Source organism: Exiguobacterium sp. PFWT01 (assembly GCF_018255795.1).
In the GTDB taxonomy this organism is placed as follows: Bacteria; Bacillota; Bacilli; order Exiguobacteriales; family Exiguobacteriaceae; genus Exiguobacterium.
In genome coordinates this window covers 2,467,799-2,487,591 of record NZ_CP073755.1, presented here as the reverse complement: position 1 = coordinate 2,487,591, position 19,793 = coordinate 2,467,799, and the positions used below count along the sequence as shown (strand labels likewise).

17 protein-coding genes and 1 CRISPR repeat array are annotated in these 19,793 nt (G+C 44.4%); of the genes, 14 read left to right on the top strand and 3 right to left on the bottom strand.

All coding sequences use genetic code 11. The features are described 5' to 3' along the window. Window positions 1-135: 135 nt before the first annotated feature. On the top strand, window positions 136-519 hold the full coding sequence (locus tag KD909_RS12800; RefSeq protein WP_211781789.1) for a hypothetical protein: 384 nt from the start codon (window positions 136-138) through the stop codon (window positions 517-519). 31 nt (window positions 520-550) lie between these two features. Here the strand turns inward: KD909_RS12800 and KD909_RS12795 are convergent, their stop codons facing one another. Then, window positions 551-1,159 (bottom strand): TetR/AcrR family transcriptional regulator, encoded by a 609-nt coding sequence (locus KD909_RS12795; RefSeq protein ID WP_211781788.1) that lies wholly within the window; start codon window positions 1,157-1,159, stop codon window positions 551-553. 171 nt (window positions 1,160-1,330) lie between these two features. Between KD909_RS12795 and KD909_RS12790 the strand changes: the two genes are divergently transcribed. After that, entirely contained in the window at window positions 1,331-2,059 is a 729-nt protein-coding gene (locus KD909_RS12790) for an ABC transporter ATP-binding protein (RefSeq protein WP_211781787.1), read from the top strand. Continuing rightward, window positions 2,052-3,065 carry an ABC transporter permease gene (locus KD909_RS12785; RefSeq protein ID WP_211781786.1) on the top strand — a complete coding sequence of 338 codons (1,014 nt, stop codon included), beginning with the start codon at window positions 2,052-2,054 and terminating at the stop codon, window positions 3,063-3,065. Before KD909_RS12790 ends, KD909_RS12785 begins: the two co-directional genes overlap by 8 nt. 198 nt (window positions 3,066-3,263) lie before the next feature. Here KD909_RS12785 and KD909_RS12780 read toward each other — a convergent pair whose 3' ends face one another. Beyond that, a complete protein-coding gene (locus KD909_RS12780) occupies window positions 3,264-3,887 on the bottom strand; it encodes a glucosaminidase domain-containing protein (protein WP_249199037.1) in 624 nt (207 codons plus the stop codon). A 147-nt stretch (window positions 3,888-4,034) separates the two neighbouring features. Here KD909_RS12780 and KD909_RS12775 point away from each other — a divergent pair, with 147 nt between their 5' ends. The 8 genes from KD909_RS12775 to cas2 all read left to right on the top strand — a co-directional run bounded on the left by KD909_RS12775 (window position 4,035) and on the right by cas2 (window position 12,631). Continuing rightward, the gene (locus tag KD909_RS12775; protein WP_211781784.1) at window positions 4,035-4,673 is read left to right on the top strand and encodes a plasmid pRiA4b ORF-3 family protein; all 639 of its coding nucleotides are present in this window, start codon (window positions 4,035-4,037) and stop codon (window positions 4,671-4,673) included. 190 nt (window positions 4,674-4,863) lie between these two features. Further along, window positions 4,864-7,197, top strand: coding sequence for a CRISPR-associated helicase Cas3' (cas3, locus tag KD909_RS12770; protein ID WP_211781783.1), 2,334 nt, complete (start codon window positions 4,864-4,866; stop codon window positions 7,195-7,197). A gap of 17 nt (window positions 7,198-7,214) precedes the next feature. Further along, the gene (gene cas5c, locus KD909_RS12765; RefSeq protein WP_211781782.1) at window positions 7,215-7,913 is read left to right on the top strand and encodes a type I-C CRISPR-associated protein Cas5c; all 699 of its coding nucleotides are present in this window, start codon (window positions 7,215-7,217) and stop codon (window positions 7,911-7,913) included. Between the two features lie 11 nt (window positions 7,914-7,924). Next, a complete protein-coding gene (gene cas8c, locus KD909_RS12760; protein WP_211781781.1) occupies window positions 7,925-9,802 on the top strand; it encodes a type I-C CRISPR-associated protein Cas8c/Csd1 in 1,878 nt (625 codons plus the stop codon). Beyond that, window positions 9,799-10,653, top strand: a complete 855-nt coding sequence (gene cas7c / locus KD909_RS12755; protein WP_031424597.1) for a type I-C CRISPR-associated protein Cas7/Csd2 — start codon at window positions 9,799-9,801, stop codon at window positions 10,651-10,653. The genes cas8c and cas7c overlap by 4 nt, the downstream gene beginning before the upstream one ends. Continuing rightward, window positions 10,643-11,302 carry a CRISPR-associated protein Cas4 gene (cas4, locus tag KD909_RS12750; protein ID WP_211781780.1) on the top strand — a complete coding sequence of 220 codons (660 nt, stop codon included), beginning with the start codon at window positions 10,643-10,645 and terminating at the stop codon, window positions 11,300-11,302. Before cas7c ends, cas4 begins: the two co-directional genes overlap by 11 nt. Further along, window positions 11,299-12,330 carry a type I-C CRISPR-associated endonuclease Cas1c gene (gene cas1c / locus KD909_RS12745; protein WP_211781779.1) on the top strand — a complete coding sequence of 344 codons (1,032 nt, stop codon included), beginning with the start codon at window positions 11,299-11,301 and terminating at the stop codon, window positions 12,328-12,330. Before cas4 ends, cas1c begins: the two co-directional genes overlap by 4 nt. Before the next feature lie 10 nt (window positions 12,331-12,340). After that, entirely contained in the window at window positions 12,341-12,631 is a 291-nt protein-coding gene (gene cas2, locus KD909_RS12740; RefSeq protein ID WP_084156050.1) for a CRISPR-associated endonuclease Cas2, read from the top strand. A 179-nt stretch (window positions 12,632-12,810) separates the two neighbouring features. Further along, window positions 12,811-14,432: direct repeats of the CRISPR family, unit length 32 nt; unit sequence ATCGCACCTCGTGCAGGTGCGTGGATTGAAAT. Window positions 14,433-14,544: 112 nt separating this feature from the next. Here the strand turns inward: cas2 and KD909_RS12735 are convergent. Further along, on the bottom strand, window positions 14,545-16,041 hold the full coding sequence (locus KD909_RS12735; RefSeq protein WP_211781778.1) for a DHA2 family efflux MFS transporter permease subunit: 1,497 nt from the start codon (window positions 16,039-16,041) through the stop codon (window positions 14,545-14,547). A gap of 164 nt (window positions 16,042-16,205) precedes the next feature. Here KD909_RS12735 and KD909_RS12730 point away from each other — a divergent pair, with 164 nt between their 5' ends. The 3 genes from KD909_RS12730 to KD909_RS12720 all read left to right on the top strand — a co-directional run bounded on the left by KD909_RS12730 (window position 16,206) and on the right by KD909_RS12720 (window position 19,743). Next, a complete protein-coding gene (locus KD909_RS12730) occupies window positions 16,206-17,078 on the top strand; it encodes a TetR/AcrR family transcriptional regulator (RefSeq protein WP_211781777.1) in 873 nt (290 codons plus the stop codon). A 146-nt stretch (window positions 17,079-17,224) separates the two neighbouring features. Further along, window positions 17,225-18,238, top strand: coding sequence for a LacI family DNA-binding transcriptional regulator (locus KD909_RS12725; protein ID WP_015880661.1), 1,014 nt, complete (start codon window positions 17,225-17,227; stop codon window positions 18,236-18,238). Between the two features lie 203 nt (window positions 18,239-18,441). Next, window positions 18,442-19,743 carry an ABC transporter substrate-binding protein gene (locus KD909_RS12720; RefSeq protein WP_074034738.1) on the top strand — a complete coding sequence of 434 codons (1,302 nt, stop codon included), beginning with the start codon at window positions 18,442-18,444 and terminating at the stop codon, window positions 19,741-19,743. The last annotated feature ends 50 nt before the right edge of the window (window positions 19,744-19,793 follow it).

Sequence of the window (19,793 nt, the reverse complement as noted above, 5' to 3'; positions counted from 1 at the left end):
CCTCTTCTATTCCCGTTTCCAAATGAAACGAACATGCTTTTACGGATTTGCCACATCCACAAAGATGTCATCCCTGAATCGGAAAAAGTTTTGTATAGTAAGGGAACAGAGACTGAACGAAAGTAGGAATCTAAGATGATCGTAAAAACAATCACGCTTCACTTTGCGAACGGCGATGAAATCACCATCCCGTTTGATGAGATCGAATCGTGTCGGATGCATGATATTCAAGACGGGATGCGTGTTGCGGCGGATGGACAATTGATCAAAGAAAAAGTGATGCATGGACTCGACCTCGTATTGAAAGATTCGGCGAATCAATTGGAATGGACTGGCGAGGGTGGACCGTTTGACCGGATCCTAGGTATGTCGGATTTACAACATCTCGCCTTCGAGTTTGAAGGGATGCGAGGAAAGTTATACCGCATCGCCTGGCATGATTTTGAGGCAGTACAGAACGCATATCAGACGACAACTGAAGAAAATGGGAACTTGCACGTGCACGTTCGCGTTTCATAAAAATAGCCTCTCGCAGTATGTGCGGGAGGCTCTATTCGTTTGACTTCACACCACCAGCGACGAGCGGTCCTTCATAGGTGATCGTATAGATAATCCGGGCGATGTCTTCCGCTGTCTCTTCCGAAGACGGATTGTTCAACCACTCATAGATGACGCCCATGTGAGCCGAAGACAGATAGGCGACGAGATATGGAGGCGGGACCAGCATCTTATCCGGATTAAACAAGGTTACAGGCGAGCGCTGAAACAAGGCAGCTTGCATAAATTTTCGAAGCTTTGCCTGGAACGTCGGATCTCCGTTCGGTCCGAGGAGCGGCTTCATGATGATTTGGTTGTCTTCGATGAAGCGAATGAACGGAATGAGGTAATGGTACGAGTTGTCGGTCCGTTCGTCTCCGAAGATGTGCGGCAACTGATGAATCAACTTCTGTTCGGCTTCCTCAAAAATTTCATCGACACATTTCTCCATCAACTCGAACTTATCCACATAGTGGCTATAAAAGGTGCCCCGATTGATACCTGCCCGTTCGGTCAACTGTTTGACGGTGACGGCTTCAAATCCCCGTTCTTCTATAAGGCTGAAGAAGGCATCTTTGATCAATTTCTTCGTCCGGATGACGCGTAAATCGGTTTGTTCCATATTACTTCTCCTTTTCCTCAACACATTCAGACCATCTGTCGGAAAACCGACACGATGCCCGATATTGACGATTGTTGCTACCGTGAACGGGGTCTATACTGAACTAATAAACCAACACGGTGTCGATTATCTTGAGTATACACGATGAGGCGCCGAAAAGGAGTGACAGAAATGAACATTCAACTGCAACACGTCGACAAGTCGTTCGGTGACCAGCTCGCCATCGACAACATCGACTTCACCATCCCATCCGGAGAGATTTGCTGTTTGCTCGGACCCTCTGGATCGGGGAAGACAACCCTCATCCGACTCATGATCGGCGCCCTCGCACCGGACAAAGGAAGTGTCCACATCGGCGAAACGAAGATGCCAAACATGGACATGCTCCAACAAATCGGATTTATGCCGCAGAACGATGGCTTGTACGAAGACTTGTCGGCCGAAGCGAACCTCGCCTTCTTCGGGTCGATTTATAAGTTAGGGAAAAAGGCGCTCCAAGAACGCATCACCGAAGTGCTCAACCTTGTCGATTTAACGAACGACCGGCATAAGCTCGTCCGCAATTTTTCAGGTGGGATGAAGAAACGCTTGTCCTTGGCTATCGCCATTTTGCATAAGCCGGATGTATTGTTTCTTGATGAACCGACAGTCGGAATTGACCCGATCTTACGTCGTCAAATCTGGGATCAGTTTCAGGTGATTCGGAGGGAAGGGACGACCATCATCGTCTCGACGCACGTCATGGATGAAGTGCTCGAGTGCGACCGTGCCGCGCTCGTCTACAACGGACGGTTGATCGCCTATGACCATGTGCAGGACTTACTCGATCAGACCGAGAATGGTCGCGTCGAAGAACTGTTCTTGATTGCTGGGAAAGAGGAGGTGGGTGACCATGCGTAACTTAGCGAAGCGTGTCATCTTTCAGACGTTGAATGATAAACGAAGCGTCGCCTTGATTTTGATTGCGCCACTTCTTATATTGACCCTCGTCTACTTCTTACTCGGGGACTCGGATTACGTGCCGACTGTCGTCCTTGATGACAATGCACCCGAACAGCTCGTCAATGCGTTTGAAGACGAGACGCTCGAAGTGGAGCAGGCATCGTTCGACGATCCGAAAGCATATATCGAAGGCAATGAACATGTCGATGCCGTGTTTGAAATGAATCAAGAAGGAACGACCATCACGTTACGTGAACCTTCGACGAAGTCGTCGAAGGCGGTTGGTGAGATTCAAGATGCGTTGACGACGCTCAATCCCGCAGCCGAGATCGATACGTCATTCGTCTACGGGGAAGAAGGACAGTCGACGTTCGATTCGTTCGGGTTTGTCTTCCTATCCCTCTTCTCGTTCTTCTTCGTGTTCATCCTATCGGCGATGGCACTCGTCAAAGAACGGAGTGGCGGTACGCTCGAACGACTGTTGATGACTCCGATCAAGCGAGGGCAAGTCATTTTAGGATATACACTCGGGTACGGGATGTTTGCGGTCGTCCAGTCGATTTTCATCGTGCTCTATTCGATTTATGTGCTCGGTCTGTCTTCGCTCGGGAATATGGCGTGGGTCATGTTGACGATGCTACTCATGGCGGGTACGGCGGTGCTCTTTGGGGCGACCATCTCGGTGTTTGCCCGATCGGAACTACAAGTCGTACAGATGATTCCGTTCACCATCATCCCGCAAGTGTTCTTCTCGGGACTCATCCCGCTCGACTTGATTCCATACGGACTCGGGAACTTGAGTTACGTCATGCCAATCTTCTACGGAGCGACAGCGATCAAGGAAGTCATGATTTACGGAAGTGGTTTCTCGGGAATTTGGATGTATTTACTCGGATTGATTCTCTATGCAGGTGTCTTGTATCTCTTAAATATGCAGGCACTCGGGAAGTATCGGGGGCATTGAGTTATATAAACGTTAGCGAAGGATGTGGTACTTATAGAGTGCCATGGCTTTTTGTTCATCCATAAAAAAAGCACTCGGACGATTGTCCGAAATGCTCATTAGCGTTTGAGTAACAACATCACGCCGGTCACGAATAATGCGATTCCGCTCGCGAGTCTAACTTGTTTGCACGTCACGTTCTTTCACCCCTACATTTCCTCATCGTTTTGCTTTAGCGACACGTTTTGGTGTTTTCGACATTTCTTGATAAATCGAAAGAATCTCGGTCCCGTAATTTCCTTTCGGCTGCATGGCCCACTTTTGGTGAAGAGATGGCCACGTCGTTGCAGAGCCTCGCTTGACGAGATGGAAGCGTGGGTCGACTTGTTTCGTGTTCAGTGCATCGTTTGAAGCGTATGCTTTTAGATGCTGAATTTGAGCAGTCACCCCTTGTTGTGGGGAACGGAAAAAGTGACCTTTTACACCATTTCCAGTCGTCCCGATTCCAGAGTAGTTATGCTGCTTCGGAAGGACATCGCCACCGTAACGGAAATAACCGGTCTCTTTCAATGCTTGTGCGAATGCGACATCCCCACGAACACCTTCCTTAGCGCCGATGATGACGAAGAGTTTCGCCAAATCTTCGACAGACGTTTTTGCGAGTCGGACATCACGAGGATTCTTCTTTTTTACGTAATCCGCCATTTGTTGCGGAGTCAAAGCCGATACTCCCATAATAGCACGATTCTGCTTCTTCGGGGCCGCCTCAACGATTGATGCGGTCGAGAGAAGAGAAGATGTGATCAGCAGAAATGCGATCATTAAGCTAAACAATTTTTTCATCATATGTACCCTCCTAAACGAATCCTATCCATTGAGAAATAATACCATTAAAAAGTAAGATTGACCCATTATTATAATGATTATTGTGTACCGAATACATTCATTCTTGTTTATAGTAAACGTATAAAGAAATAGGGGGAAAATAATGTGTACAGAGCCTACCAGTTTAAATTGAGCTTAATGGATGGAGATGAACCGATATGGCGTCGTTTTGTCATTCCGGCCGAAACGAATTTCAAGCGACTCCATGATGCGATACAACTAGTGATGTGGTGGGATGATGAACATTTGGCAAAATTTGAAGACGATCTTCGAGAGCCGACGTTTCGCTTCGTCCTTTTCCCTGATGAGGTCTATGATCACAAAGAACATCTCGCCTATCTAAAGAGTAAATCAGAATTGAGCGAGTTTGAGCGTCTTATGTTGAGCCGTTTACAGCGAGTGAAAGTAAGGCACATGAAAAATGTTAAACTTCCAACAATCATTGAGAAGCATCCGGTTCTTTACTACACGTACGATTATGGAGAAGACTGGACGCACGAGCTAGCGTTTGAAGGAGTAATTGAAGATTATCCTAATCCATACCCGACTGTGACGGAGTGGGTTGGAGAGACGCCTCACGAAGGCGTTGGCGGTTGGGAAGGAAATCAGATGATTCGAGACATTCTGGCCGATCCGACGCATCCAGAACATGAAGAGTATAAAGAAGCGTCAAAAGGTGTTCAGGCGTATGATATCGATAAAATCAATCATATGCTGGAAGTGTATGTGACAGTAAAAAAATAAATAGCGCGTGAAGAAACCGAGTTGCGATGCGATTCGGTTTTTTGTGGATTTTAGTAAATCTACATTAAAGTGTAGAAACAAAACCTAATAAGAAAAAGTACCCACCTTAAGTAAAATAATGTAATAAAATGAAGAGGTATTGAGCCCTAACGTGTTGAACAAATAATAGGTCTAAAGAAAGGGTGAGAGAGTGGATTACATTGCACACGTTCGATCATCTGACCATGCGATTCAAACTGTCAAAGAGCACCTGTTGGATGCTCAAGAACTTGCCGAAAAGTGGGGGGACTCTTTAAGAATTTCTAAAGTTTGTGGTCTGACTGCTTTATTGCATGACCTAGGAAAGTATAGTGATGCGTTTCAAGATTATATACGTAGGGCTACCGCTGGAGAAAAAGTAACTCGTGGAGAAGTCGATCATGCGACTGCTGGGGGGCGTTTGCTTTTTGACATGTTGAAAGGTACGAGTGTAACGAAGCAATTGCTAGCAGAAATAGTTAGCAACGCAATCATCTCACATCATGGTAATCTGCATGACTATGTATCAGGAGAAGAGTCTCCGTTTTTAAAACGAGTCGAAATAAAAGCACTTGAAGAATATGAACTCTGTAAATATCGCTTCTTTGATGAAGTGATGTCTGAGTCTGATTTAAATCGATATGTTGAATCAGCTCATTTAGAAATGCTCGAATACTTTAAAAAAGTAGGCCAGAACACATCGGTTTCCACTTTCTTGACCAAGTTTATATTTAGCGTGTTGTTAGATGCCGATCGAACAAATACGCGACAGTTTGAAACAAATCAACCAGAATACACTCTTATGAGTGACTTTACAGTGTATATGCAACGGTTAGAAGATTATATTTCTCATTTAGGGAAGAAGTCCTCGGATACACCGATTAATCTGTTAAGACAACAAATGTCCGATCAATGTAGGGAACATGCCAAGCAACCAAGTGGTATTTATACCTTGTCGATTCCGACAGGTGGCGGTAAAACACTGGCTAGTCTCAGATACGCACTCCATCATTCAATTCTTTATAACAAACAACGCATTATTTACGTTGTTCCATTCACCACAATCATCGAGCAAAACGCTCAAGTTACTCGCGATGTCTTAAACACACAAGAAGTTGTTGAGCATCATTCTAATGTAATTCAATCAGATGATTTTTCTGATGATGAAATCAATCTCCAAGCAAAACTAAATTTAGCAAAAGACAATTGGGATGCTCCAATTATTTTCACGACGATGGTTCAATATTTGAATACGTTTTATGCGAAAGGAAATCGAAACACGCGGCGTATGCATCATCTAAGTGACGCAGTCATCATTTTCGATGAAGTACAAAAAGTCCCGACGAAGTGCGTGTCATTATTCAATGAATCCTTAAATTATTTGAAAAATGGGATGAACTCAAGTGTCCTATTATGTACCGCGACACAGCCGGCTCTCGATTTTGTTAAACGTCGACTTGTTAACGATGGTGAGATTATTTCCAATCTTCCCATGGTATCGAATTCTTTCAAACGAACAGAACTAGAAGTGTTGGTAGAAGAGTATGACACGGAAAAACTAAGTGTATTACTTCAAAATCGAGCAGCTGAACATAAGAGTATTCTCGTTATTTTGAATACAAAACCAGTTGTCAGAAAGTTATACGAATCACTAAAAACGACATTTCAGGAAGAAGAGTTGTTTCATCTTAGCACTTCGATGTGTGCGGCTCACCGTAAAGATCTTTTGAAAAGGATAACTGAGCGATTGAAGGCAAATAAATGTGTAGTTTGTATTAGTACACAATTGATTGAGGCTGGGGTGGACGTCAGCTTCCCTTGTGTTATCCGTTCCTATGCAGGACTAGATTCCATTGCACAGGCCGCCGGTCGTTGTAACCGCCATGGTGAATTAGAGATCAGCACAGTTTATGTAGTCAATCATATCGAGGAGGATGTATCGAAATTAACTGACATTGAAAAAGGACAACAAATTGTAAAGCGGATGATAGTGGATTTGAAAAGAGATTCGGGTGCTTATGATGGTAACTTGCTCTCACCAGCTGCGATGAGAAGATATTTCACAGAATTTTATCAGGTTCGTGAATCTGAATTGGATTACCCGATAAAAACTGGTCAATGTTTGGCTCCTATGCTATTTGAAATGAGCAAAATTAATGATGTGAACAAACCATTATTGACCGCCCGACATCGTATGGTCGCTGATTACTTTCAAGTCATCGACCAAGCGACAACAGATGTACTTGTTCCATACACGAAACAAGGGACAGAACTCATTGCCCATTTGAATGGCGACATTAGTTGGGAACAAGCAAGACAATGGCTAAAAGAATCTCAACAATATTCCATCGGTTTATATGCTCATGAGATTCAAAGTCTTGAGCAAACAGACAGTCTTATGACGTTACTTGATGGTCAAGTACTTGCTTTACATGAGAGTGCTTATGATAAACAGTTTGGCTTGAATCCATCCCGAGATTCAGAGATGCAAAATTTGATGTTTTAGACCGAAAGGAGAGAGTCATGCGAAACTCGATTGAATTTAAAGTATACGGGAACTATGCGCTGTTTACCGACCCTTTAACGAAGTTAGGTGGTGAAAAAATGTCGTATCAAATACCAACCTATCAAGCGATCAAAGGAATCGTTGAGTCGATTTATTGGAAACCGACGATTGTCATGGTAGTCGATGCGATTCGGATTATGAATCCAATCAAAATGGAGTCAAAAGGGATGCGACCGATTGAGTACGGAGGAGGTAATTCATTAGCCCATTACACCTATTTGAAAGACGTATGTTATCACGTCAAAGCACATTTTGAATTTAATGAACATCGCCCTGATTTAGCTTTTGATAGAAACGAAGGAAAACATTACGCCATTCTAAAACGTTCACTTGAAGCAGGCGGACGTCGTGATATTTTCCTTGGAGCAAGAGAGTGTCAAGCATATGTGGAGCCGATTCACTTTGACGAAGGAGATAGTTTTTACGATGGAGTTGATCTTCATTTTGGGACGATGGTACACGGGTTTAATTATCCTGATGAAACGGGAGTTGACGAACTAGCGGTACGTTTGTGGAAACCGGAAATGAAAAATGGAGTGATTACTTTTTTAAGACCAGAAGAGTGTTCTCAAATTCAATCGATTAAAAAAATGAAGCCGAAAGAATTTTCGGAAATGAACATTGAAGATGTGGAATTAACATATGAAAGTCTATAGGAGGTGATTTTATGAGCGTGTGGCAACAGCTATACGAAACATATAATGAGCATCTTGACGAGGTCGGGGAACTCAGTACTCGTTGGGAAGGACAGACATTTACATTACTACCAGTGTCTCATACTACTCAAACGGCACATATCACGGTCCACATTACGCCCGAAGGTGAGTTTCATTCTGCGGAAGTAATTCCTAAAGGACAGGGAAACACATTGATTCCGTGTACAGAAGATTCCGCAGGTCGAGCAGGGATCGTAGTTGCTCCTTATCCATTACATGACAAATTACCTTACGTCGCTGGAGACTACGAGAAGTATGGTGGTAGTTATAAAAACGATAATGCATATAGTGCGTACATTCGTAACTTAAAAGAGTGGTCCGAATCTCCATTTGGTTTCGATCGCTTGAAGAGTATCTATAACTATTTGGTAAAAGGTTGTCTGATTGAAGATTTAGTAATGTCAGAAAAACTGTTTTTAAATGATGACGGGACTCTGAAATGGACGTGGGATGGAAAAGACGACAAACCAGACATATATTCTGTTATTTCGAGCGGTGTGGAAGGAGCTTTCATTCGTTTTAATGTGCATTCAGTAAATGAGTTGAACAAAGAAACGTGGAATGATGCTCAATTCTATCAATCATTTATCTCCTACTACGAAAGTAAAGAACGAGAGTCGAGCTTATGTTTTGTTACAGGAAACCGTTCAATAGGAACGACAAAACATGCGAATAAGATACGAAATGCAGGTGATAAAGCGAAGTTGATTTCATCAAATGACAGCAGCGGATTTACATTTCGAGGTCGATTTGATAAAGCGACAGAGGCGGCGACGATTAGCTATGAAGTATCGCAAAAAGCTCATAATGCTCTAAAATGGTTGATTTTAAAGCAAGGAATAAAAATTGATCAACGTATCTTTTTGATTTGGGGAGTTCAAGAAACTCGTTTACCTAACGCGATTGAATCAACGTTTTCTTTATCATCATTTTTTCAAGATGAAGTAGCAAGCAAAACAGATACGAATTTAGAAGGTGCTAGAGCTTTTTCTGAATCGTTACTCGGATACAAAAGAGTGTTACCACGCCAAAAGGTAAACATTTTGATGATGGATGCTGCCACAACAGGCCGACTTGCTATTCTGTATTATCGTTCCTTTGATCAAGAACACTATTTTGAACGACTAGAGAGATGGCATACGCACAATCCATGGGAGTATACCTATAAGGATCAGGAAGGGAATATTCGTACTTTTACTGGTGCGCCAGCTTTAAAAGATATTGCGACGATGGCATATGGAACACATGCGAATGACCAATTGATTAAAGCGACTGTTGAGCGTCTTCTACCGTCGGTCGTGGATGAGAGACGAATTCCGGATGATATTCGACGATGTTTGATGCAACGAGCGTCTAATCCGGTCGGGATGGAGAAGTGGGAATGGGAAAAAACGCTACAGATTGCTTGTGGAGTGATTAATAAGAAAGAAGGGATGAATGTGGCTTTAGATCGTGAATCAACAGATCGTGACTATTTATTTGGACGCTTATTGGCACTTGCTGACTACTTAGAAAGGAAGGCGCTAAAAGAACAACGTGAAAATCGTGCCACTAATGCCATCCGATACATGAATGCATTTTCTCAAAAGCCAGCTCGGACATGGTTAACGATTCAAAGTGCACTTCAGCCTTATCAGGCGAAATTAGGTGGGAAAATCACCTACATCAATAGTCAAATCGATGAGGTAGGTTCACAAATTGATCCAAAAGACTTCACGAATAAGCCGTTGTCAGAACGGTATTTGTTAGGTTTTTATAGCCAACGTCATGACCTTTATCAAAAGAAAGAAGTAGTGAACCCATCAGAAGAGGAGAGTGTTGAAGTATGAACACGTTAGATCACAAAATCGATTTTACAGTCATTTTATCTGTGTCAAAAGCAAATCCTAACGGAGATCCCTTGAACGGTAACCGCCCACGACAAAACTACGACGGTTACGGTGAAATTTCTGATGTGGCCATCAAACGGAAAATTCGTAACCGATTACAAGATATGGGCGAATCCATTTTCGTGCAATCGAACGATCGTCGTGTTGATGAGTTTGATAGTCTGCGTGCGCGTGCAGAAGCTAATGAGGATTTGAAGAAATTAATGAAAGGAAAAGGAATGGGTGAATTGTTTGCCCAAGAAGCTTGTGCCACTTGGATGGATGTACGTTCATTCGGACAAGTATTCGCTTTTAAAGGGGATAAATCAGGGGTGTCAATTGGTGTTAGAGGTCCGGTTTCTATCCATACAGCCACAAGTGTTGCTCCGATTGATGTGACAAGTATGCAAATTACAAAAAGCGTGAACTCTGAAAGTGGGAAAGATCGTGGTTCAGATACAATGGGGATGAAGCATCGTGTAGATCATGGATTATACGTATTGAACGGGAGTATTAATACTCAACTTGCTGAAAAGACGAATTTCACGATAGAAGACGCTGAAAAATTAAAACAGGTACTAGTATCGCTGTTTGAAAACGATGCTTCTTCGGCTCGCCCTGAAGGAAGTATGGAAGTGCATAAAGTATATTGGTGGGAACATAACTCGAAACTAGGTCAGTACTCTTCCGCTAAAGTTCATCGTTCGGTTACAGTGCGACCGACAACTGATGAACCAAAAGATTTTTCGGATTACGACATTCAAGTCACTCCACTCGATGGATTAGAACCTGAAGTGATAGATGGACTATAAACAAGATGATTCCTATTTATTGTTGTCAGGAATTCAGCACTTTCAATTTTGTCCTCGACAATGGGCACTGATTCATATTGAACAACAGTGGGAAGAAAACGTCCGTACAGTGGAAGGTCAGCATTTACATCAAAAAGCCGATGATCCTTATGTTCGAGAGAAGCGAAAAGATAAGTTGACTGTTAGAGGAATGGCAGTCAAGTCGGAATCGCTAAACATTAGCGGTCAATGTGATGTGGTTGAATTTGTTGAACATCCGACAGGGGTTTCGTTGCATGGAACCCCTGGTCTGTATCGCCCCATCCCTGTGGAGTATAAAAGAGGAAAGCCAAAGGTGGGGAAAGAAGACGAATTGCAGTTAGCTGCTCAAGCTATTTGTCTAGAAGAGATGTTTTTATGCTCGATTGATGAAGGTTATCTTTATTATCATGAGACAAAACATCGGCATCAAGTCATGCTGTCAGATGCGCTGAAAGATGAAGTAAGAAAGATTGTAAATAAGATGAATGATTATTATCGAACGCGCTATACACCTCGTGTAAAAACAGGGCCGCATTGCAAAAGTTGCTCCCTTCAAAATATTTGTTTACCTGAATTGATGGTTCGAGAAAGTGTAACAACATATTTGGAGAGGAGGCTAAAAGATTGAAAAAATTATTAAATACGCTTTTTGTGAATCAGTCAGATGCATATCTTGCACTTGATGGCGGTAATGTACTAGTAAGGAAAGAAGATGAAGTTCTAGGAAGAGTTCCTCTTCATAACCTCGAAGGAATCGTTACTTTCGGATATACCGGTGCGAGTCCTGCGCTTATGGGATATTGTGCGGAGCATAACGTCCCGATTACATTTATGACCAAGAACGGACGATTTTTAGCCCGTGTCATTGGAGAAAGTAAAGGGAACGTAGTATTGCGTAAAACGCAATATCGACTCTCAGATTGTGAGAGTCGGTCCGCCGTTGTAGCGAGGAATTTTATTCTTGGTAAAGTATACAACCAAAAATGGATGTTGGAGCGCGTTACACGAGATTACCCGATGCGTATTGATGTTGAGCGATTTAAAGAAACATCAAAATACTTATCAAATAAATTGATTGAAATTCGTCAGTGCGATGATTTAGAAAGGTTACGAGGTCTCGAAGGAAAAGTTGCTGTTCACTATAATCAATTATTTGATGACATGATCCTTCAACAAAAAGAAGAGTTTACCTTCAAAGGACGTTCAAAGCGACCACCGCTCGATCGCGTCAATGCGATGCTCTCTTTTGCTTACAGTTTATTAGCGCGAGACTGTAGCGCTGCACTCGAATCGGTAGGGTTAGATGCGTACGTTGGTTTTTTACATCGCGAACGACCTGGAAGAATTTCTCTTGCGCTTGATTTGATGGAAGAGTTGCGAGGGATTTATGCAGATCGTTTCGTCCTCTCATTAATCAACTTAAAAGTGATACAATCCAAACATTTTGTTCAAAAAGAGAACGGTGCAATCCTAATGACTGAAGAAGGTCGGAAAGTATTTTTGTCATCTTGGCAAAAGAAAAAACAAGAAATGATTCAACATCCCTATCTAAAAGAAAAGATGATGTGGGGGTTAGTACCCTATGCTCAAGCGTTATTATTAGCAAGGTATTTGCGTGGTGATTTAGAGGAATACCCATCTTTCTTGTATAAGTGAGGAATGAAAAATGCTTGTTTTAGTTACCTATGATGTCAATACAACTTCACCTGGCGGGACGAGACGTCTTCGTCAAGTGGCCAAGGTATGCCAACAGTATGGGCAACGCGTGCAAAATAGTGTATTCGAATGTATAGTCGATCAAACCGAATTTACATCGTTGAAATTACGATTAAAAGAAATTGTAGACATTGAACGGGATAGTCTTCGGTTTTATCGATTAGGAAATCATCATGCTTCTAAAGTTGAGCATGTGGGCGTAAAAGAATCTTTAGATTTGGAAGGTCCTCTCATTTTTTGAAATTCGGGATGATTTCGATTCGTGCGAAGCTAAGGTGAACATGATTTTCTAGAGGGGTTCGCACTGATTTTTTTCTGTAGATTCAATTGAATCAATAATATTTTGGATGATATCACTTTTGAAAGGATAATATTCCCTGAAAAATTTACTTTAGTCGATTGATTTGTCTAAAATCGGCTATCGCACCTCGTGCAGGTGCGTGGATTGAAATCACAGCGCGTTGCACGTTGTCACGCAGTCCATATATCGCACCTCGTGCAGGTGCGTGGATTGAAATATCACACGTGTGTCGAATCGCACGACCTCGTTCGCATCGCACCTCGTGCAGGTGCGTGGATTGAAATCTAGAAATCAACCTGCTCCATATGGACATGATTATCGCACCTCGTGCAGGTGCGTGGATTGAAATTCGTCCTGGAACTGATACCATGACACACCGAGCACCATCGCACCTCGTGCAGGTGCGTGGATTGAAATCTCCACATCCAAGACATCTACACCAAAGCAGGCTGATCGCACCTCGTGCAGGTGCGTGGATTGAAATGGGTCAACCCCACATCTTTGACGTGTTCGTCCAATCGCACCTCGTGCAGGTGCGTGGATTGAAATTCCTTGCTCATATACTTGACGAGATAAGCCCCAATCGCACCTCGTGCAGGTGCGTGGATTGAAATTATGATGACGGGATCAAGTTGAACTACATCAAAGATCGCACCTCGTGCAGGTGCGTGGATTGAAATATTACTTGGATTCTCGGAAGCAATCGCGAACGTATCGCACCTCGTGCAGGTGCGTGGATTGAAATGGTGTGCCTGCGGATTTAGAATCGCTGACCGCAATCGCACCTCGTGCAGGTGCGTGGATTGAAATACGGAAGGAACCGTGAACGTCTCGAGGACAGGCGATCGCACCTCGTGCAGGTGCGTGGATTGAAATCGAAGTTGTCGTAAAGCGCTTTTCCTGCCTTGTCATCGCACCTCGTGCAGGTGCGTGGATTGAAATGTGAAGGGAGTCGTGTGATATGAAGCGAATCGTTAATCGCACCTCGTGCAGGTGCGTGGATTGAAATCACCGAATCACTGTATTTCTCACTCTCGACGAAATCGCACCTCGTGCAGGTGCGTGGATTGAAATAAGATGAAAGTGGTAGCGGTCGGGAACGACACCCATCGCACCTCGTGCAGGTGCGTGGATTGAAATTGCGATGAATACCTCGTGTGTTTGAACGCGACACATCGCACCTCGTGCAGGTGCGTGGATTGAAATCGCGCTCAGGTAGTACGTCTCGCCCCAGTAGGAGAATCGCACCTCGTGCAGGTGCGTGGATTGAAATTACGCAATCATTCAAGATTGATTTCGAGAACGGGCATCGCACCTCGTGCAGGTGCGTGGATTGAAATGGCGAGTTGATGGGATACGGCGACCCAGAAGAAGAATCGCACCTCGTGCAGGTGCGTGGATTGAAATCAGTAAAACCGTAACTGCTGCCAAACCGAGAACCATCGCACCTCGTGCAGGTGCGTGGATTGAAATGGACGAAGAGGTCACAGCCGCCGTGAACACCGTCATATCGCACCTCGTGCAGGTGCGTGGATTGAAATGGATACGGCGGCTAAAGCCATGAAAGACAATTTGATCGCACCTCGTGCAGGTGCGTGGATTGAAATATCTGCCACGCAGAATGGGACATACTCCGAACTACTATCGCACCTCGTGCAGGTGCGTGGATTGAAATTTCCTCCTCCTTTCCATACATGCATGACTTACAAATCGCACCTCGTGTAGGTGCGCGGATTGAAAAGTCATAATTGGTATCATTAGCATTGCCATTCTTGGGTAATAAAATCATTTATAAGCAATGGGCGAACCTTCAGTGAGGTTCGCCCATTGCTTATAAATTGTCTTAAATTAAACTAGTTTGCTTGTTTCAACTCTTCAACAGTTTCCGCATTGTCATCGAACTTCTGTACATCCACGCGCTGCACGAAAAATGCCAATAGGAGTGCCAAGAGGTTCATCCCGAGTGCGACGTAAAATGAATATTGAATCCCAGATAAGAGGGCTTGCTGAGTGATGGCACCCATCGAACTCTCTGTGAGTGTCGCAGGATCGACTCCTGTCATCAATGATTCAGCTTCCGTACGTGTCACCGAGTTCATGATGGTCACGAGTACTGCCGTACCAATCGCACCAGATACTTGTTGTACCGTGTTGTTGATAGCTGTTCCGTGCGGATTGAGGCGAGTCGGCAACTGATTGAGACCATTAGTTACAATCGGCATCATAACCATTGACATCCCGAACATACGCAACGTGTACGTTAAGACGATGTATGTGTAGGTCGAGTCAAGTTGGACGTTTGCGAGCATGTACGTCGATACGGCGGTAATTGTCAATCCGGTAAGTGCCAATAATTTTGGCCCGAATCGGTCAAACAGTTTACCAGTGATCGGCGACATGATTCCCATGATGATCGCACCAGGAAGAAGCATGAGCCCTGAATCCAGTGGGGAGATACCACGTACGCTTTGGACGTAAGCCGGTGTCAAAATCATACCAGAGAACATGGCGACCGCGTTGACCATCGCAATGACTGACGCGAGTGCGAACATCGGATGTTTGTAAGCACGCAAGTCGAGCAATGGTTTTTCCATATGGAGCTGACGATAAATGAATGCGATCAACGAGATGGCACCAATGATCATCGTCGCCAAGACGATTGGGTTATCCCAGCCGTCCGAGCTTGCTGAACTGACACCGTACAAAATACCACCAAATCCGAGCGTCGATAAGACGAGTGACAAGTAATCGAGTGACTGGTCTTTGTTTTGGACCATGACGTTTTCTGCTTTCCAAACAGCGAGCGCGAGACCGATGATGGCGAGCGGTAAAATCATTTCGAATAAGACGCGCCAGTCATAGTACTCGACGATATAACCTGAGAGTGTCGGTCCAATCGCAGGTGCTGAGATCATGACAAGTCCGAAGATTCCCATCGCCATTCCACGCTTTTCACGTGGGAAGCTGACGAGCATGACGTTCATTAAGAGTGGTCCCATTGTTGAGGCGCCGATGGCTTGAATCATTCGACCAGTCAACAACCAGCCGAAGTTCGGCGAGAAGGCCGCGATCGCCGTACCGATGGCGAAGATACTCATCGAGGTGATGAACAAGCTTCGGTTAGAAAAACGAGTGATCAAATAGGCGGATGCCGGGACGAGTACACCTGTCACGAGCATAAAGCCTGTCGCGAGCCATTGAACGGTCGAGTAGTCTGCAATCTCGAGGTCGACCATGATCGATGGGAGCGCGACGTTGAGTAATGAGTTGTTTAAAAATGCGATAAACGCACCCGCAAAGAGGACCGCCAGCATAACATAAGGCGGTTTCTTTTGGAATTCTGGTTTCATATGGATGGCTCCTTTATTTTCTAAATAGTTATGTGTTGGTAAGTGTTGATGAAATGATTTTATACCCGTTGTATAAATAAAGCAACCATTTTGTACTATTAGTCTAAAATGGTTTTCGGTGCTATAGTAAAGGTACAAACCAGACAGAACGGAGCCATGTAAGAATGAAAGAGAAAAAAAGAAAAGTCGCCGATATTGCCATGTCTCTCTTCATCGAAAATGGAGTGCAACACACATCGGTGCAAGAGATTATCGACCGTGCCAATATCTCCAAAGGGACGTTTTATAACTACTTCTCATCGAAGACGGATTGTGTCGCCAGTATCCTCGAGAACTTACGATATGATGCAGGGCAACGCCGGATTGAGATGCAGATGGGGCGCGATAAACGAGATCGTGACGTCTTCATCGAGCAAATCTCGATATTGATTCAATTGAACGAAGAACGGAATTTGCATGCGTTATTTGAATCGATCATGTCGTCAAACGAGAATGAATTGAAGAAACTTGTTCTTCAACATCGCATTTATGAGATTGAATGGATTGCGATGCGTTTGACGGAAATTATCGGAGAGGCTGTCAGACCGTATTCGATGGAATTAACGGTGCTCTTCAACGGAATGTTACAACATATCTTGTTCACGAACCGGATCACGAATGCCGCTTACTCTCCTCAAAAGGTCGTCCGAAGCTTATACACGTATGTCGAATTGATTGCCGCTCGGATGATGGAGACAGGGGAGCACGTCTTGAACCCGGTTACGGTCGAGCAAATGCGGGGGACGACAGATAAACACCTAGTCACAACCGAAGAATTGATCGAGATGGCTTCTCGTATCGAAGAGCATGTCGAGATGACGGAAGAACAGCGTGATTTGTTCGATGCGATTTCGTTCGAGCTCAAACAAGAGCGTCTTCGAAAAATCGTGTTAGAGCAATTGTTGAAGCCGTTCCAGCGTCTATTTAAAGGCGTGACGGGCGAAACAGAGGTGCAAAAGTTTACGAATCTCGTGTGGTTGTATACGCGGACACATTAAGGACAAAAATTTCCCGATACAGTAATATAGAAGAAACAAGGAATGGAAAAAAGAATCAAAAAGTTTCCTCGAAAAAGAATTGATTCCTACAAATCCATACGCTACAATCAAATTACCGAAAGCGCTTTCGGGAAGAGGAGAATGACATGGGTACGATTTATGATTTAGCCAAAAAAACAGGATTCTCAATCACGACAGTGTCCAAAGCGTTGAACAATTATAAAGACGTGAGTGACAAGACGAGAGCGAAGATTCTTCAAGCCGCTGCTGAGATGGACTACTTGCCGAACGCACATGCCCAGTCGTTATCGACGAAAAAATCATGGGCGATCGGGGTCATGTTCTCAGAGGCGAACGAAGTCGGGATGAAGCACCCGTTCTTCAACGGAATCATCGAAAGTTTTCGTCACGCGACAGAGGAGCAGGGCTACGATTTAATCTTTGCCTCGCGGAATCTACGCAATCGTGACATGAGTTACCTCGAACACTTTAAACACCGTGCGGTCGACGGCATCGTCGTCATCTGCTCGGACCGAATGGATGAGCAAGTTCAAGAGCTCATGCGAAGCGACATCCCAATCGTCGTCGTCGATATGGACAGCGCCAACTGTAGCGTCGTTTATTCCGATAATATCGAAGGGGCGCGTCTCGCCGTGAATTATCTCTATGAACTCGGCCACCGAAAAATTGCCCACATCGCTGGGGATGAAACGATTGACGCTGGAGCGGCACGAATCAAAGGATATGAACTTGCGATGCAAGAGCTGGACCTTCCGATTCGACCGGGCTACCTCGTCAACGCCGGTTTCTTCTCGGTTGAGGAAGGCAAGCAAGCGATGGAACGATTGCTTGAACTAGACGATCAACCGACTGCAGTCTTTGTGGCTGGGGATCAAATGGCAATCGGTGTCATCGAAGCCATTCACGAACACGGTCTTCACGTCCCGAATGACATCTCTGTCATCGGATATGATGACATTGAAATGATTCAATACATCACGCCGAAACTGACCACGATTCGCCAAGATACGGACGAAATCGGGGAAGCGGCAGCAGAACTTTTACTTGAACAAATGACCGCGAAAGAGCGACTCACTGAACGTCGCGTCATTCCGGTACGCTTAGTCGAACGGGCATCCTGTGCACCGGTCAAACAGTGATTTATAGCCAATGATATTTCGAAGTCGCTCTCTTTTCTTCAGTGGATGGAGAGGGGAGCGCGATTTCGAAAGTCATTTTTCAGAGAAAATCGAAACCGCTTTCGATATTTTATTTCGACTAAACCGAAAGCGCTTTCGATAATTTTAAACCTCTTTTTGCAAGCGCTTTCTACTATTACTTATAAAAAGGATGGGAACAACACATGCGTAAATTAGTCAGCTTACTTACACTCGGAGCACTTTCAGTTGGCGTCTTGAGCGGCTGCTCAGACAGCGAAGGCGGAGCTTCTGAATCAAAAGATGACGTCTTAAAAGTTTGGTCATTTACGGACGAATTAAAAGAACCAATTAAAACATATGAAGAGAAGAACGGTGTCAAAGTTGAATTGACTATCGTCCCGATCGCGGACTATCCAACGAAATTGAAGCCAGCACTTGAGAGTGGCGTTGGCGCACCGGACGTCTTCACGGGAGAAATCGCATTCCTTAAACAATGGGTTGATGCAGGTTATTGGGAAAACCTTTCGGACGAGCCATACAGTGTCGATGAAATCGCAGACAACTACGTCCCGTACGTGTTTGACCTCGGGAAAGATAAAGATGGAAACGTTCGCGCTCTTTCATGGCAAACGACACCAGGTGGCGTTTACTACAAACGTAGCTTAGCAAAAGAAGTACTTGGTACAGACGACCCGACTGAAATCGGCGAAATGATGAGTTCGATGGACGGCGTCTTCGAAGTTGCTGAGAAGATGAAACAAAAAGGATACAAGATGTTCCCAGACGAAGGTGCGATCCGTTGGTTCTCACAAGGAGCAAACCCAGAAGCGTGGGTCAACGATAAAAACGAACTCGTCTTGACAGAAGATAAGATCAACTACATGGACTATGCGAAAGAACTTCGTGAGAAGCAATACACTGCGCTCGCACCAGAATGGTCACCATCATGGTTCGAAGGAATGGATAAGCCAATCAAAGTGAAAGAGAACGGAAAAGAAACAGAGACACAAGTCTTCTCATACGTCCTCCCAACATGGGGTCTCCACTCTGTATTAAAAGAGAACGCGAAAAAGTCTGCAGGTGACTGGGCTGTCACAAGCGGACCAAGCCCATACTTCTGGGGCGGTACATGGCTCGGAGTCTATGAAGGATCGAAAAACAAAGAAGCCGCTTACGACTTTGTAAAACTCATGACACAGGATGAAGAATTCTTGACAGAGTGGGCACAAGAGACAGGCGACGTACTTGCGTTCAACCCGGTCACAGACAAGATCAAAGACGACTTCAGCGATGAGTTCCTCGGCGGACAAAACAACTATGAGTTCTTCCTCGATGAAGCAGATGAAATCACACCAGGTATCGTCACGAAATACGACCAACAGCTCGATACACTTTATGGTGCATCTGTCCTTCAGTATGTAGAAGGGAAAAAGTCAAAAGAAGAAGCGATTGAAGAGTTCAAAAAACAAGCGAAGAACGCTTACCCAGACATCGTTGTAGACTGACGATGACCAACACGAGGGGGGAGCTCCCCCCTCGGTTCTTATGGAAGGAG

What these genes read in the sequence shown, in the direction of transcription:
- cas4 (WP_211781780.1), top strand. Translation starts at nt 10,643, where the DNA reads ATGGACTATAAACAAGATGATTCCTATTTATTGTTGTCAGGAATTCAG.
- cas8c (WP_211781781.1), top strand. Translation starts at nt 7,925, where the DNA reads ATGAGCGTGTGGCAACAGCTATACGAAACATATAATGAGCATCTTGAC.
- KD909_RS12780 (WP_249199037.1), bottom strand. Translation starts at nt 3,887, where the DNA reads ATGAAAAAATTGTTTAGCTTAATGATCGCATTTCTGCTGATCACATCT.
- cas2 (WP_084156050.1), top strand. Translation starts at nt 12,341, where the DNA reads ATGCTTGTTTTAGTTACCTATGATGTCAATACAACTTCACCTGGCGGG.
- KD909_RS12720 (WP_074034738.1), top strand. Translation starts at nt 18,442, where the DNA reads ATGCGTAAATTAGTCAGCTTACTTACACTCGGAGCACTTTCAGTTGGC.
- cas7c (WP_031424597.1), top strand. Translation starts at nt 9,799, where the DNA reads ATGAACACGTTAGATCACAAAATCGATTTTACAGTCATTTTATCTGTG.
- KD909_RS12790 (WP_211781787.1), top strand. Translation starts at nt 1,331, where the DNA reads ATGAACATTCAACTGCAACACGTCGACAAGTCGTTCGGTGACCAGCTC.
- KD909_RS12800 (WP_211781789.1), top strand. Translation starts at nt 136, where the DNA reads ATGATCGTAAAAACAATCACGCTTCACTTTGCGAACGGCGATGAAATC.
- KD909_RS12785 (WP_211781786.1), top strand. Translation starts at nt 2,052, where the DNA reads ATGCGTAACTTAGCGAAGCGTGTCATCTTTCAGACGTTGAATGATAAA.
- KD909_RS12730 (WP_211781777.1), top strand. Translation starts at nt 16,206, where the DNA reads ATGAAAGAGAAAAAAAGAAAAGTCGCCGATATTGCCATGTCTCTCTTC.
- KD909_RS12795 (WP_211781788.1), bottom strand. Translation starts at nt 1,159, where the DNA reads ATGGAACAAACCGATTTACGCGTCATCCGGACGAAGAAATTGATCAAA.
- cas5c (WP_211781782.1), top strand. Translation starts at nt 7,215, where the DNA reads ATGCGAAACTCGATTGAATTTAAAGTATACGGGAACTATGCGCTGTTT.
- KD909_RS12725 (WP_015880661.1), top strand. Translation starts at nt 17,225, where the DNA reads ATGGGTACGATTTATGATTTAGCCAAAAAAACAGGATTCTCAATCACG.
- KD909_RS12735 (WP_211781778.1), bottom strand. Translation starts at nt 16,041, where the DNA reads ATGAAACCAGAATTCCAAAAGAAACCGCCTTATGTTATGCTGGCGGTC.